This is a genomic window from Streptomyces dryopteridis, from assembly GCF_049606955.1.
In the GTDB taxonomy this organism is placed as follows: domain Bacteria; phylum Actinomycetota; class Actinomycetes; order Streptomycetales; family Streptomycetaceae; genus Streptomyces.
In genome coordinates, this window is sequence record NZ_CP187113.1 from 821,599 (window position 1) to 835,554 (window position 13,956).

Here is a 13,956-nt window from a genome sequence, read left to right on the forward strand (position 1 = left end):
CGATCGCTCCTCTCAGCGCGGGGCGGCGGGTGCCTCCCTCCATCGACGCATGCCCCGGGACCTCACGCCTCCCACACCCCGACCGCCGTCCGGTCGTCCGCGTACCCCTTGAGCCGCACCTGCGTGTCGGCGAGGAAGGCCGCGAGGCCCGGGGGCTCGGGCTCCGACCAGCGCGCGGCGAGCTCCACCGGCAGCGCGGGCTCCTCCCGCATCGGGCGGGCGAGGCCACCCGAACAGAGCAACAGGGTGTCGCCCGGCTCGGCCGTCGTGGCCCGGAACCGGAACACGGACCCGGCCGGCGCGGCCGGCCCCGACTCCAGGTCCCGCCACGTCCCGGACCGCAGCCGGAACAGGCCCCCGGGGCCGCTGCCGAAGCCGATTCGCACCGGGCAGTCCGGATCGGCGGGCAGCAGCAGGCAGCGCAGCCCCACCACCGGCTCGACCGGCCCGGGCGGGCCGTCCGCCAGGGCGGGCGCGCGGGCCCGCAGGCGGCCCAGCACCCGGTCGGTGAGCCGTTGCAGCCCGGACAGCAGGTCCTCGCGCCGGCCGGCGCGCAGGTCCTCGCCGAGCCGGACCCGACTGCGGCCCACGGCGGCGGCGATCGCCTCCACGGCCTCGACGGCGGCCCGACCACCGGGCCCGGTCCGGTCCGCGCCCGCGAGGGCCACCAGCACGAGGGCCTCGGGGCCGGCGCCGAACCGGGCGGTGAGCAGGGCGTCACGCCGGGGCTCGCCCCGGTAGCGGGCCGAGTCCCCGCGCACGGAGGCCGCCCGCAGCACGTACGTGCCGTACGCGGCCCCGTCCAGGACGGTGTCGGGCACGAGGTCGGCGACGGCCTCGGGGTCGGTGTCGGGCAGGGCGCCCGGCTCGGGGGCGTACGTCGGCGGCCCGTCGCCCAGGTGTCGCACCACGGGCCGGTCGGGGGCGGCCACGACCGCGGTGAGCGCCTCGGGCTCCGCCTCGCCCCCGGCGGCCTCCTCCGCCACGGCCGCGGCCCCCGCGCCGCCCCACCGCCACCGGGGCGCGGCCGGCTCCGGCCTCGGTGCGGCGCCGGCGGCGGGCGGCACGACCACCCGCCCCATCCCGTGCCCGGTGGGCCCCGCGGGCTCGTCCCCACACGGCGGATCGACCACGGAAGGCCCGCCGCGCCCCTCGACGTACGCGGACGGCGGGCGCGGCGGCGAGAGCGGGGGCGGGGGCGGTGCGACGGACGGGCGGCGGTCGGCCGGTGCGGGCCCGCCCGAGGCCCCGGACGATCCGGGCCCGGCGGACGGCACCTCGTGCCGCTCGGTCCGCGCGGGCGGGCGGGCGTCGGTGGGGGCGGCCCCGGCGGGCGGGGGCGCGGTGGGCGGCGCGACGACCGGTCCGGTGTCACCGGGCTGCGGGGTGCGCGACGGGGTGGTCTCGGGGCCGGTCGGGTCCGGGGTGGACGGGGGAACGACCGGGCGCACCGGCAGCGGGGGCCGGCCCGGGACCCGTCCGACGAACGGCGGCACGGGGGTGGGACGACGGATCGGCTCGCGCGCGGTCCGGGGATCGGGCGCGGGCGGCACGTCGAGGCGGGCACGCGGCGGCGGGCTCGGCGGATCGTACGACGGCCGGGGCGGTACGCCCGGCGGCGGGGGCGGCGGGGAGCCGGCGTGCCCGCGCGGGTCGGGGCCGGTCGGGGGCTCGGGCGGCTCGATGGGGCCCGTCGGCCGGTCCGGTCGACGCGGCGCCCGGCCGAACCGGGGGAACCCGGCGTGCGGGTCGAGACGCGGCGGGGCGGGAGGCCCCGCGCGCCCGGGCCCCGCCGCGCGCGGATCGACCGGGACGGGCCCGACACCGTCGAACGGGCCGCTCGGGTCGCCCGACACGGGCCGGTGCCCCGGGTCGACGGCCGGATCCACAGCGGGCCGGGGCCCCGGGTCACGGCCGGCCGCGGGAGGCGCACTCCGGTCGGATACCCGGCCGGGCCCCACCGAAGGCGACTCCCCCGGGCCTACGGCCGGGTCAACGGCCGGGTCGACGGCCGGGTCGACGGCCGGGTCGACGGCCGGGTCGACGGCCGGGTCGACGGCTGATGGCCGGCCCTCCGGGCCCGGAGCGGCCCACGCCTCGGGGGCGCCTCGGTCGGCGGACCGGGCCGGGTCGGCGAGGGGCGGTTCCGGCGGTCGGGGCCCGGCGACGGACGGGGCGGGGGTGTCGGTGGGCGTCGACGGGGGGAACGTCGGCCGGGGCGGCCGGGGCCTGTCAGCGTCCGGGGCCGGGCGGCCGTATCCGCTCGGCGGGCGACCCGGCGCCGGGTCCGGCCCCGCCTCGCCCGCGCCACGGCCCTCCGCCGGGTTCGCGTCGCGAGACGCGCCCTCGGGGGGCACCGGCGGGACGGACGGGCGCGGGGGGACGGTGGGGGGCGGGGGCGGGCCGGTCGGCAGGTCCTCGTCGCCCCGGCGGGAGGCGGGGATGAGCGGACGCCCCCCGGCACGGTCGCCACCGGGCAGCGGACGGGTGGGCAGCCCGATGTTCGGTGCCGGCGGGGAGTTCGGCGGGACGGAGCCGGCGGGGCCGGGCCCTCGGGTCCCGAGGTCGGGGGTGGGGCGTGCCGCGCCCGAAGGCCGGTCCCCGCCGCCGGAGCTCCCCGCGTCGCCCGTGTCGCCGTCGGCCCCGACGGAACGGCGTCCCGCGACGTACACGCCGTACCCGGCCCGTGGGGCGCCCCCGTCTCGGCCGTCGGCACGGTCACCGGCGTCGCCGTCGGCCCCGACGGGACGGCGTCCCGCGTCGTGGGGGCCGAACCCGGCCCGTGGGAAGTCCCCGTCCCGGCCGTCGGCACGGTCACCGGCGTCGCCGTCGGCCCCGACGGGACCGCGTCGTCCCGCGTCGTGGGCGCCGTACCCGGCCCGTGGGGCGTCCCCGGCCCAGCCGTCGGCGGGGTCACCGGCGTTGCCGTCGGCCCCGACGGGACCGCGTCGTCCCGCGTCGTGGGGGCCGAACCCGGCCCGTGGGGTGTTCCCGTCCCGGCCGTCGGCGCGGTCACCGGCGTCGGTGCCGGGGCCGGCCGCGTCGGCGTCGGGACCGGACCTGTCGTATCCGAAGCGGGCGTCGGCCGCGCTCGCGCCGCGCCCGAGGCGTTCGTCGGTCGGCCCCGCGCCGCGCCCGAGGTCCGGGGTGGCCGGGGCGGTGTCGGAGGGCCTGTGTCCGGGGGCGGAACCGGCCTGCTCGGGCACGGCCTCGGCCGGGCCGGTGTCGGAAGTGCCGGACCCGGGGCGGGTGTCGGCCGGGCGCCGGGCGGGGGTGCCGGTGTCGGGGGCAGGGGCGCCGTACCCGGAGGGGGTGCGTGTCGGGTCCGGGGTGGGGGTCGGGGCGGTGTCGGAGGGGGTGGGGGCCTCGGGTGCGGGGTGGGGGGTCGGGGTTCGGGTGCCCAGGTCCGGGGTGTGCGGGTCCGGGGTGCCCAGGTCCGGGGTGTGCCGGTCCTCGGCGGGGGTGGCCGGCCGGTCGGCGGCCCGGGCCGGGGTGGGGGGCGCCGTGGTGTCCGGGGCCTCGCGGGGGGACGGAGGGCGGGCCGGGGGGTCGGTGACGAGGAGCGCGGCGGAACGGAAGCGCGTGTCGAGAGTGTCCGCGCCCTCCCCCTCCCGGTCGCCGGCCGGGTCCCTGGGGTCCGGGTCGCCCCGTCGGGGGCCCTGGGCCGGGGGGCCCGGCGCCGCCGGTTCCGCTTCGGGCGCGCCGTAGAGGCGGAACCACCAGTCGTCCGCGTCCCGCTGCTGACTCATGCTCCTATTGTCGGCCGCCCGTCCCCGCGAAAAACGCCGAACGCGCGGAAACCCGTGGGGTTTCCGCGCGTCCCGGGACGTACCGGACTCAGGACCGGACGTCGTACGCGCGCACGATCGTCTGCGTGACCTTCGCCCCCTTCGTGTCGGTCAGTTCGATCCGCAGCCAGACCGGTTTCCCGGCCGCGCCCGCGTGGTCGACCTGCGCCGTCCAGGTCCCGGCCCGCTTCTCGACCTTCGCGGCGGTCCAGTTCTCGCCGTCGTAGGACCAGGACAGCGCGGCGGTCCGCAGGTCGCCGGGGGTGTGGCCGGCGTGGCCGGTCGCGGTGAGGGTGAGGGTCTGCCGGTCGGCGGCGGGCACGGTCTTGAGGGCGTCGGCGCCCTTCGGCAGGCCGACCCGGGGGAAGATCACGGGCAGCGGGGTGGAGACGGTCCGCGGGTCCTCGGCGGAGCGGAACGCCCACGTGGTGCGGATGGCCTGGGAGCGCTGCCAGACGGCGGCCGGGGCGCCGAACTTCTCGATGTTCTGGGTGAGTTCGTAGTCGGCGGCGTCGGCGGGCACCTCGAAGGCGCCGAAGGGGTAACCGCTCTCGCCGATCTGTTCGCCGTCGCGGCTCAGGGTGAGGTTGCCGGCCTCGCCGAACGCGCCCTGTTGGGCGTGGTGGGTGCCGTCGCCCCAGAGGGCGGAGGCGAAGCCGATCAGGTTGCCCTGGCGTTCGGCCGCGAGGGTCGGCGCGCCGTTCGCGTCGAGCGCGGCGACGGGGGCGAGCACGCCGTCGTACCACTTCTCGGAGCGCACCGAGCCGGGCCGGTAGGCGCGCTGTCGGTCCGTCATGAACTCGCCCCAGGGGAAGCTGCTGGAGAGCAGGTGTTCCCAGGTGGTGGCGCCGGTGCCGAGGAATTCGGTGCGGCGGCCGGGGGCGGGGACGGTGTTGAGGCCGCCGAAGGAGACGGCGGCGCCGCCTGGCCGGCGGGCGGTCACGAGGTCCACGTACGGGGCGGCGACGCCCTGGGTCTCGTAGGAGGCGTCGACGCGCCCGAGGTCGCGGTCGCGGACCCGGTACGCGCGGTCACCGCGCAGTTCTCCGGTCTCGATCCGGTCCACGGTGTACAGGTGGGGGCTGGTGGCGGTGCCCTTCCAGCGCAGGGTGACGGGGCCGGTGGCGAGGCGTTTGAACAGGGCCTTGGCCTCGGATGCCTCCAGGGTGAGGGTGGGCAGGGCGCCGCCGGCGTAGCCGGTGAACGCGGCCCAGCGGCCGGGGGCGTCGCGGTGGGCGAGGATGCCCTTGGCCCCGGCCTCGCGGGCCGCGCGGGCCTGGTCGACGAGGGTGTTCTCGCCTTCGGGGGCGCGGACCAGGACGAGGGCGTCGCGGGCGCCGGCGGCGGCGAGTTCCTCGGGGGTGCCGGTTCCGGCGTCGACGAGCCGGGCGGCGCCGGCGCCGTCGAGGTTGTCGCTGCCGGTGGAGGCGGGCAGGGGGTGCAGGGCGGGGCCGCCGACCACGCCGAACTCGGTGAGGAGGGGGGCGGCGGCGCGCCAGTAGGAACCGAATTCGAACGCGCCGTCCCGGGCGCGGCCCTCGACGGAGGCGTAGTAGCCGCGCAGGGTGTGCCCGCCGGAGGCGGTGGCCGCGTGCAGCCAGACCTCGTCCCAGCTGCGGGCGAAGGCGAGGGTGGCGGTGCGGGTCTCGCTGGGGCGTTCGGTGTTCAGGGTGAGGCGGCCGGCGCGGCGGGCGTCGAGGGTGACGGTGGTGTCGCGGCGGATCTCGACCTGGGGTCGGCCCAGGTAGGTGAGGGAGTCGACGAGTTCGGGGTCGGGGCCGGCGTCGGGGGTGGCGACGAACGCGGAGAGGAAGTAGGCGCCGGGGCGGACCCGGTAGGTCTGTTCGGCGGCGCCCTCGTTCCAACGGCGTTCGCCGCTCGCGTCGTCGGTGCCGATCACGTCGAGGGAGGAGGCGCCGTCGGCGGGCTTCCCGGCGCGGTCGAGGAGTTTGACGGTGAGGGTGACGGTGGTGGGTTCGACGTAGAGGGCGAAGGGGGTGGTGACGCGGGTGCCGCCGGGCCCGGTCGCGGTGATCCGGCCGGTGACGTCGCCGTACTGGGCGCGTTCGAGGCGGGCGGTCGGGTCGAGTTCGAGGGGGACGGTGACGGTGCGGCCGGCGGGCACGGTGAGGGTGCGGGCGCCGAGGCGGGCGATCGGGGAGCGGACGGCGGAGCCGTCGTTGCCGGTGATCCGGTCGAGGCCGAGGGTGAGGGTGATCGGGGTGGTGCCGGTGTTGGTGTAGGGGACCTGGACGCGGGTGCGGTCGGCGGGCTTCTGTGGCCAGGCGTACGTGCCGCCTTGGACGGCGGGGGCGGACAGGACGCGGGCGGCGAGGGCGGCGGGCACCTCGACGCGGCCGGCGCCGACCTCGCGGACGTCGCCGGGGACCTTGTCGCGGGCGGATCCGACGAGGGCGGCCTTGATCCGGTCGGCGTCCCAGTCGGGCCGGCGCTGCTTGAGGAGGGCGGCGGCGCCCGCGACGTGCGGGGTGGCCATGGAGGTGCCGGACATCTCCCGGTAGGCGTACACGCCCCGGCCGCCGGCGGCGGCGGCCGATATGCCCACGCCGGGGGCGGCGATCTCGGGCTTGAGGATGTGTTCGGGGCCGGCGGGGCCGCGGCTGGAGAAGACGGCGGTGCGTTCGTCGCGGTCGACGGCGCCGACGGTGAGGGCGGCGGGCACGCAGCCGGGGGCGGAGACGGTGTCGTTGCCGGGGCCGTCGTTGCCGGCGGCGACCACGAACAGGGTGCGCTTGTCGGCGGCGAGGCGGGTCATGGCCTGGCTCATGGGGTCGTCGCAGGAGCGCTGGGAGGAGTCGCCCAGGCTCATGGAGACGACGTCGGCGCCTTGGGCGACGGCCCATTCCATGCCGGCGATGATCCAGGAGTCCTGGCCGTATCCCTGATCGCCGAGGACCTTGCCGCTGAGGAGGCGGGCGCCGGGGGCGACGCCCTTCTTCGCGCCGGCGCTCGCGGCGCCGGTGCCGCCGACGGTGGAGATGGTGTGGGTGCCGTGGCCCTGGTGGTCGCGGTCGTCGTCGGAGTCGGTGAAGTTGCGGGAGTCCGCGACGCGGCCGGTCAGGTCGGGGTGGTCGAGGTCGGTGCCGGTGTCGAGGACGGCGACGGTGACGCCCTTGCCGTCGTACCCGGCGGCCCAGGCGGTGGGGGCGCCGATCTGGCGGGTGGAGCGGTCGAGGGTGGCGGTGACCCGCCCGTCGAGCCACAGGGTGCGCAGGCCGCGGGCGGGGCTGTTGCCCCGGGCGGCGGCGGGCACGGGGGTGGCGACGGTGTCGGCCCAGACCTCGGCGGCCTTGGTCTTCTCGACGCGGAAGGCACGGGCGCCGAGGGAGGCCAGAGTGCGGGCGGTGCCGGTGACCCCTCGGGGCAGGGGCGGGGCGGCGCGGGTGAGGTCCACGGCCCGGTCGTGGACGGCGATCAGCGGCAGGGTGGTGCTGTGGGCGTCGTCCTGGCCCTGCCGGATCAGGCCGGTGACGTTGAACAGCTCGGGGTCCACGCGGCCGGCGGCGAGGGCGTCGACCGCGCCCTCGGGGTAGACGTGCAGGTCGGGGCCCTCGGTGCGGGTCTGGATCAGGGGGCGGGTGCCGTCCGGGCGGGGCAGGGCGGTGGCGGCGGCGCGGCCGGCGGCGTCGGTGGTGACCAGGATCCGGTCCCCGGTGACGAGGGTGACGGTGACGGGTCCGGCGGCCGGGCCGGTGCCGGCGGCGAGGACCGGTTTCGGGGCGCTGGTGGCCGCGGGCGGGGCGCCCGGCGGGGCGGGGGCCGCGCCGGCGGGCAGGGCCGCGGTCAGGGTCAGGGCCGCCACGAGGGCCGTGACCGCGGGCCAAGGTGACGGATGGTGTCGGCTGGGCTGCTTCGGACGCATCGCTCTCCCCGGGAATGTTCCGGCCAACCGGTCCGACGCACGGCGAAGTTGCCGACTTCGGGGCATCCGGCCGGTTGTCTGTGGTGCTGCGGTGGCGTCACCTTGGCAGAGTGGCCACAGGTGCGGTGATGATGGACCCGGCGGGTTTGCGCCGTGGCCGCTTCCCGCCGGCGGCGCCGGGAACCGGGGGTGGATTGACGTGCTGAGTGCGTTGGGTTTGGACGAGGAGCAGGAATCGGCGTACCGCACGCTGGTGACCCTGGGGGCGGCCGAGGCCCCGGATCTCGCGCATCGGCTGGGGGTGCCGGCGGCGCGGGCCGAGCGGACCCTGCGGAGTCTGGAGCGGCGCGGGCTGGCGGCCCGGTCCTCGGCCCGGCCCGGGCGCTGGGTCGCGGCCCCGCCGGGGGTGGCGTTGGGGGCGTTGTTGACGCAGCAGCGGCACGAGCTGGACCGGGCGGAGGTCTCGGCGAACCTGTTGGCCCGCGAGTACCGGGTGGAGGCCGGGGAGCCGGCCGCGCACGACCTGGTGGAGGTGGTGACGGGGGCGAGCGCGGTGGCGCACCGGTTCGTGCAGCTCCAGCTGGGGGCCGTGCGGGAGGTGTGCGCGCTGGTGACGGGCCGGCCGCAGGTGGTGTCCGCGAGCCAGAACGGGGCGGAGGAGCGGGCGGCCCGCAGCGGGGTGCGCTACCGGGTGGTGATCGAGCGGGAGGTGCTGACCCGGCCGAGCGGGCGCCGGGAGGCGCAGGTGGCCCTGGGGCGGGGCGAGCGGGTGCGGGTGACGGGGCAGGTGCCGACGAAGCTCGTGATAGCCGACGGCAGTCTGGCGATGGTGCCGCTGACCGCGCGGGCGGCGGAGCCGGCGGCCCTGGTGGTGCACGCGAGCGGGCTGCTGGAGTCGTTGGCCGGGCTGTTCGAGGCGGTGTGGCGGGAGGCGCTGCCGCTGCGCCTGGGCCCGGGGGCCGGGGAGGGGGTGGAGCAGGGCGAGACCGGGCCGGACGCCACGGACCTGGAGGTGCTGTCGCTGTTGCTGGCGGGGATGACGGACGCGAGCGTGGCCAAGCACCTGGAGCTGGGCCTGCGGACGGTGCAGCGGCGGGTGCGGGGGCTGATGGAACTGGCGGGGGTGACCACGCGGCTCCAGTTGGGCTGGCAGGCCCGCGAGCGCGGCTGGGTGGCCCGGTAGTCACCCTCTTTCGGCCCTCTCCCGGAGGCGGGCCGGGCGGGGGTGGGTCAGTCTGGACGGATGGACCTGCCGATCCTGGTGCTGGTGGGACTGGTGCTGCTGCTCGGGGTGGTCGGGGTGCTGATCCCCGGGGTGCCCGGGACCTGGCTCGTGTGGGCGGCCCTGGCCTGGTGGTCGTTGCGCGAGCGGACCGCGGCGGCGTGGGGGCTGCTCGTCGGGGCCACCGTGCTGTTGTTGGTGGTGCAGGTGGTGATGTGGTTGTTGCCGGCGCGCCGGTTCCGGGGCACGCCGATCACGCGGCGGATGGCCGCGTGGGCGGGGGCCGGGGCCCTGCTGGGTTTCGTGCTGCTGCCGGTGGTGGGGGCGCTGCCGGGGTTCGTGGGCGGGGTGTACGCGCACGAGCGGCTGCGGCTGGGCCGGCACGGGGACGCGGTGGCCTCGACCCGGGTGGCGATGCGGGCGGCGGGCACGAGCGTGCTGGTGGAGCTGTTCGCGTGCCTGCTGATCGCGGCGGGCTGGATCGGGGTGGCGGCGGCCCGCCCGTGACGCGCCGGCGCCGTCGGGCGCGGCCCCCTGGACAGGGGGTCGGCGCCCGACGGCGGCGGGTGCTCAGCTCTTCCGCAGGCCGCGCTTGGTGTCGTGGTTGAAGCGGCCCTCCGCCATCTTGACGCGCCAGTCGCGGCGGATCTCCGAGCGCAGGCGGGCGTCGGTCTTGGCCACGATCCACTGGTTCTCGCGGAGCAGCTTGCGGTAGCTCTCCAGGCGGCGTTCGGGCAGCTCGCCGGCGTCCACGGCGGCCAGCACGGCGCAGCCGGGCTCGCTCTCGTGGGCGCAGTCCTGGAACCGGCACTCGGCGGCCCACTCCTCGATCTCCGAGAAGGTGCGGCCGACGCCGCCCTCGGCGTCCCACAGCCCGACCCCGCGCAGTCCGGGGGTGTCGATGAGGACGCCGCCGCCGGGCAGCGGCAGCAGGTTGCGGGTGGTGGTGGTGTGCCGGCCCTTGCCGTCCACGTCCCGAGTGGCCCGCACCTCCATGACCTCCTCGCCGAGCAGCGCGTTGGCGAGGGTGGACTTGCCGGCGCCGGAGACGCCGAGCAGCACGCTGGTGCCGCCGGTGACGACGGCGGCGAGCACGTCGGTGCCCTCGCCGGTGTGGGAGGAGACGGTGAGGACGGTGACGCCGGGGGCGACCGTCTCCACGTCCGCGATCAGGTGGGACAGGGTGACCGGGTCGGGCACCAGGTCGGACTTGGTGAGCACGACCAGGGGCTGGGCCCCGGACTCCCAGGCCAGCGCGAGGAAGCGTTCGACGCGCCCGAGGTCGAGTTCGACCGCGAGGGAGATCGCGATGATCGCGTGGTCCACGTTGGCGGCGAGGATCTGGCCCTCGGAGCGCTGGGAGGAGGTGGAGCGGACGAACGCGGTCCGTCGCTCCAGGCACAGGCGGGCGTAGCGGGGGTCGCCGTCGGGGTCCACGGCCACCCAGTCGCCCGTGCAGACCACGCGCAGCGGGTCGTGCGGGGTGACGAAGGCGGTGTCGGCCTGGACGAGCCCGTCGGCGGTGAGCACGTCGCAGCGGCCGCGGTCCACGCGGACCACGCGGCCGGGGATCAGCCCGCGCTCGGCGTGGGGCGCGAACTGTTCGGCCCACTCGTGGTCCCAGCCGAGGGCGAGCAGCGCGTCGTCACCGGTGGTGGGGGTGGTGGGGAGGAGTCCGAAGGAGGGGAAAGCGGGGAGAGACAAGGGGTGCCCTTTGTGTGAAGGGGGCGGCCCCGGCCGTGCGGGCGCGCCGTACCGGTTCGGGTACGGGCGCGAGGTGTTCGCGAAGGTCAGCCGGTGGCCACGGGGGTGAGGTGGACGATCAGCGGAGTGCGGGCATTGCCCATCTCGACGGCGGCCATCAGGCTCACCTCCCGTTTCTGTCTCGACGCGTGTCGGCGGCGCGGTGCGCGCGGCCGGTGTCCACGCTAGCAAGAGGGGTTCGCGGGGCGCCACGGGTTTTTGCGGGCCGGGTTCGGGGCGGGATTTCCGGGGTCCTGCGACCCGCCGGTTCGGGCCTTTCGGCCGGGGGGTTTGCACGACGCGGGTCGATTCAATGGCGTGGTGGACGAAGACGATCCCCGGGTGCACCGGGCCCTGGCCGTGCCGTCGCGGCGCCGGTTGTGGGCGGCGTTGCGCGCGGCGGACGACGCCCTCGACGTGCCCGAGCTGGTCGGGCGGTGCGGGCCGGCGACGGCCACCGTGCGGCACCACCTCGCGGTCCTGGTGGACGCGGGCCTGGTGACGGCGGAGCACGCGCCGACCGGCGACGGCGGGCGCGGCCCGGGCCGGCCCCGGCTGCGCTACCGGGCCGCGGATCCGGCCTCCCGTGCGACTCCCCCGCCCTCCGGGGCGACCGAGGCGTTGGTGGAGCTGGCGACCGGACTGGCCGAGAGCCTCGCGGGCGCGGCCCCCGACGCCCAGGCCGCCGGGCTGCGGTGCGGTCTGGCGCGGGCCGCCCGGACGGCGCCGGGGCGCTCGGCGACGCGGCGGGTGCTGGAGCTGACCGAAGGGCTCGGGTTCGCGCCCCGGCGGGTGCCGGGCGAGTCCCGGGTGCTGCTGGAGGCGTGCCCGTACCGGGAGCCGGCGCGGGCCCGACCGGAGATCGTGTGCGCCTTCCACCAGGGCGTGCTGGACGGGCTGTTGACCGGGACCGACCAGGTCGCGACGCTGCGCCCGTTCACCGGCCCGCGGGTCTGCGCCGTGGACCTCTCGCCCCGCCCCGACCCCGCCTGACCCCCACCACCCCCACCCCCCCTGAAACCCCCCACCCGTTCCTCGAAGGGAATCCCCATGTTCGGCATGACCGTGGACACCGTGATCGACCCCGCCGCCGCCGGCCCCGTCCTGCGCCTGGACCCGAAGGGCGGGCCGTTCCGTCGGATCGCGGCCGTGCGCATCCAGGTCCCGGCCGGCGGGTCCGTGCCGGCGCACTCGCACGGCGACTCCGAGCTGTTGCTGACCGGTGTCGCGGGCACCGTCGTCGCCTCCTGCGGCTGCGGTTCCAAGACCGTGGAGCCGGGCAGCTTCGCGATGCTGCCGGCCGGCAAGGAGATCTCCCTGAGCAACCCGGGCACCGAGGACGCGACCGTGCTCGCGGTGTTCTCGCAGAGCGAGTTCACCGAGAACCTGCCGCGCGCCGGCGCCGCCGGTTGTGGCTGCAACCACGGTCACTGAGCCTTCCCGCAGAGCCGCCGATGCCGTGCGCTCCCGCCCCTTTTCGGGGTGGGCCCGCACGGCATCGGCGTGTCGCGGGGCGGCGGGGCGGCGGGGCTCAGCCGAGGGCGGGGTAGTCGGTGTAGCCGCGGTGGTCGCCGCCGAAGAAGGACTTCGGGTCGGGGGCGTTGAAGGGGCCGTCGGTGGCGAGTCGGGCCGGCAGGTCGGGGTTGGCGATGAACAGGGCGCCGTAGGCGAGGAGGTCGGCGGAGCCGTCGGCGACGAGGCCGAGGGCGGCGGCGCCGGTGGGCTCGGAGCCGGTGTGCGGGTTGAGCACGAAGGTGCCGGGCCAGGTCTTGCGCAGGCGGGCCGCGAAGCCCTCGTCGTCGGCGGCCTCCAGCTGGTGCAGGTAGGCCAGGCCGAGCGGGGCCAGGGCCTCCACGAGGAGGGTGTAGGTGGTCTCGCGGTCGGCGCGGTCGGCCTCGGAGACGCTGTTGTACGGGTTTCCGGGGGAGATCCGGAAGCCGACCTTCTCGGGGCCGATGGCCTCGGCGACGGCGCCGGCCACGGCCACGGCGAAGCGGGTGCGCTTCTCGGGGGTGCCGCCCCAGGCGTCGGTGCGGAGGTTGGAGTTGGGGGCGAGGAACTGGTGGATGAGGTAGCCGTTGGCGCCGTGCAGCTCGACCCCGTCGAATCCGGCCTCGATCGCGTTGCGGGCGGCGGTGACGAAGTCGGCGACGGTGGCCTCGACCTCCTCGGCGGTCAGTTCGCGGGGGGTCTCGTAGTCGAGCGGGCCCTCGTGCGCGTAGACCTGCCCCTCGGCGGCGACGGCGGAGGGGGCCACGGGGGTGAGGCCGGTGAGCTTGCGGTGGCCGATCCGGCCCGCGTGCATGATCTGGAGGAAGATCACGCCGCCCTCGGCGTGCACGGCGTCGGTGACCTTGCGCCAGGAGGCGACCTGCTCGGCGGAGTGGATGCCGGGGGTGTCGGGGTAGCCCTGGGAGACGACGGAGGGCTGGGTGCCCTCGGTGACGATGAGGCCGGCCCCGGCGCGCTGGGCGTAGTAGGTGGCCATCAGGTCGGTGGCCGTGCCGTCGGCGCCGTCGGCGCGGCTGCGGGTCATGGGGGCCATGACGATCCGGTTGGCCAGGCGGGTGCCGGCGAGGTCGTGGGAGTCGAATGCCGTGGTCACGATGGGTCCCCGATTCAGGAGGTCAGAAGCCGTTGCCTGTCCGAACAGGTAAATCCGGGGATCCATTCCCGCCCGGCTGTGACCTGCGTCACTTTCGAGCGGGCGGTGGTAGCGTGCCGAACAGGGGCACACGCGGCCTCGCCCGATCTGCCGGATCCGCCCGACGCGACGAGGAACCCATGCGCGACACCGAAGAGACCCCCGCCGACGAGGACTGTTCGGGGCCCGCCACGGCCGCCTGCGACGCCGCCGCCCTCACCGGACCGGCCGAGACCCTCGCCCAGGCCGTCCAGCGGGCCGCCCGTCTCCAGCGACTGCTGGCCGGACAACTGTTGCGCTGCGTGGGACTGCACCCGGGCCAGGAGCTGGTCATGATGCGGCTGTGGGAGCTCGGCCCGCAGCGCCAGATCGACCTCGTGCGGGCCCTGGGCTCGGACGCCGCGACCATGACCCGCACGGTCCGCCGGCTGGAGAACTCCGGCTTCGTGCGGCGCCGCCCCGACGAGGCCGACCGGCGGGTGGTGATCGTGGAGTCCACCCCGGCCGGCCGGGCCCTGCGCGAACGGGTCGAGGGCATGTGGGCCGAGCTGGACGAGGCCGCGTCCGCCGGCCTCTCGCCGGCCCAGCGCGAGGCCGCGGTGGCGGCCCTGGCCCGCGTGGAGACCAACCTCGCCCACCGGCTGAGCGAACACCCGGCGTAGACCCCGCCGGGTGC

General features: G+C 77.4%; 9 protein-coding genes. 5 read left to right on the plus strand and 4 right to left on the minus strand.

All coding sequences use genetic code 11. From position 1 onward, the window contains the following. Positions 1-62: 62 nt before the first annotated feature. The gene (locus ACN20G_RS03315) at positions 63-3,749 is read right to left on the minus strand and encodes a hypothetical protein (RefSeq protein WP_424211197.1); all 3,687 of its coding nucleotides are present in this window, start codon (positions 3,747-3,749) and stop codon (positions 63-65) included. Positions 3,750-3,837: 88 nt separating this feature from the next. After that, positions 3,838-7,671, minus strand: coding sequence for a S8 family peptidase (locus tag ACN20G_RS03320; RefSeq protein WP_424211198.1), 3,834 nt, complete (start codon positions 7,669-7,671; stop codon positions 3,838-3,840). 199 nt (positions 7,672-7,870) lie between these two features. Here ACN20G_RS03320 and ACN20G_RS03325 point away from each other — a divergent pair, with 199 nt between their 5' ends. Continuing rightward, positions 7,871-8,854: a helix-turn-helix domain-containing protein gene (locus ACN20G_RS03325; protein ID WP_424211199.1), complete on the plus strand. Its 984-nt coding sequence runs from the start codon at positions 7,871-7,873 to the stop codon at positions 8,852-8,854. Between the two features lie 60 nt (positions 8,855-8,914). After that, on the plus strand, positions 8,915-9,400 hold the full coding sequence (locus ACN20G_RS03330) for a DUF456 domain-containing protein (protein ID WP_424211200.1): 486 nt from the start codon (positions 8,915-8,917) through the stop codon (positions 9,398-9,400). 63 nt (positions 9,401-9,463) lie between these two features. Here ACN20G_RS03330 and rsgA read toward each other — a convergent pair whose 3' ends face one another. Next, positions 9,464-10,597: a ribosome small subunit-dependent GTPase A gene (rsgA, locus tag ACN20G_RS03335; RefSeq protein WP_424211201.1), complete on the minus strand. Its 1,134-nt coding sequence runs from the start codon at positions 10,595-10,597 to the stop codon at positions 9,464-9,466. Between the two features lie 360 nt (positions 10,598-10,957). Between rsgA and ACN20G_RS03340 the strand changes: the two genes are divergently transcribed. Next, positions 10,958-11,629: a hypothetical protein gene (locus ACN20G_RS03340; RefSeq protein ID WP_424211202.1), complete on the plus strand. Its 672-nt coding sequence runs from the start codon at positions 10,958-10,960 to the stop codon at positions 11,627-11,629. Between the two features lie 57 nt (positions 11,630-11,686). Next, a complete protein-coding gene (locus ACN20G_RS03345; RefSeq protein WP_424211203.1) occupies positions 11,687-12,070 on the plus strand; it encodes a cupin domain-containing protein in 384 nt (127 codons plus the stop codon). A gap of 97 nt (positions 12,071-12,167) precedes the next feature. Here the strand turns inward: ACN20G_RS03345 and ACN20G_RS03350 are convergent, their stop codons facing one another. Then, positions 12,168-13,241 (minus strand): alkene reductase, encoded by a 1,074-nt coding sequence (locus tag ACN20G_RS03350; RefSeq protein WP_424211204.1) that lies wholly within the window; start codon positions 13,239-13,241, stop codon positions 12,168-12,170. A gap of 179 nt (positions 13,242-13,420) precedes the next feature. On the opposite strand from ACN20G_RS03350, the gene ACN20G_RS03355 reads away from it, so the two are divergent. After that, positions 13,421-13,942 (plus strand): MarR family winged helix-turn-helix transcriptional regulator, encoded by a 522-nt coding sequence (locus tag ACN20G_RS03355; RefSeq protein WP_424211205.1) that lies wholly within the window; start codon positions 13,421-13,423, stop codon positions 13,940-13,942. Positions 13,943-13,956 lie beyond the last annotated feature (14 nt).

What these genes read in the sequence shown, in the direction of transcription:
- ACN20G_RS03345 (WP_424211203.1), top strand. Translation starts at nt 11,687, where the DNA reads ATGTTCGGCATGACCGTGGACACCGTGATCGACCCCGCCGCCGCCGGC.
- ACN20G_RS03330 (WP_424211200.1), top strand. Translation starts at nt 8,915, where the DNA reads ATGGACCTGCCGATCCTGGTGCTGGTGGGACTGGTGCTGCTGCTCGGG.
- ACN20G_RS03355 (WP_424211205.1), top strand. Translation starts at nt 13,421, where the DNA reads ATGCGCGACACCGAAGAGACCCCCGCCGACGAGGACTGTTCGGGGCCC.
- ACN20G_RS03320 (WP_424211198.1), bottom strand. Translation starts at nt 7,671, where the DNA reads ATGCGTCCGAAGCAGCCCAGCCGACACCATCCGTCACCTTGGCCCGCG.
- ACN20G_RS03315 (WP_424211197.1), bottom strand. Translation starts at nt 3,749, where the DNA reads ATGAGTCAGCAGCGGGACGCGGACGACTGGTGGTTCCGCCTCTACGGC.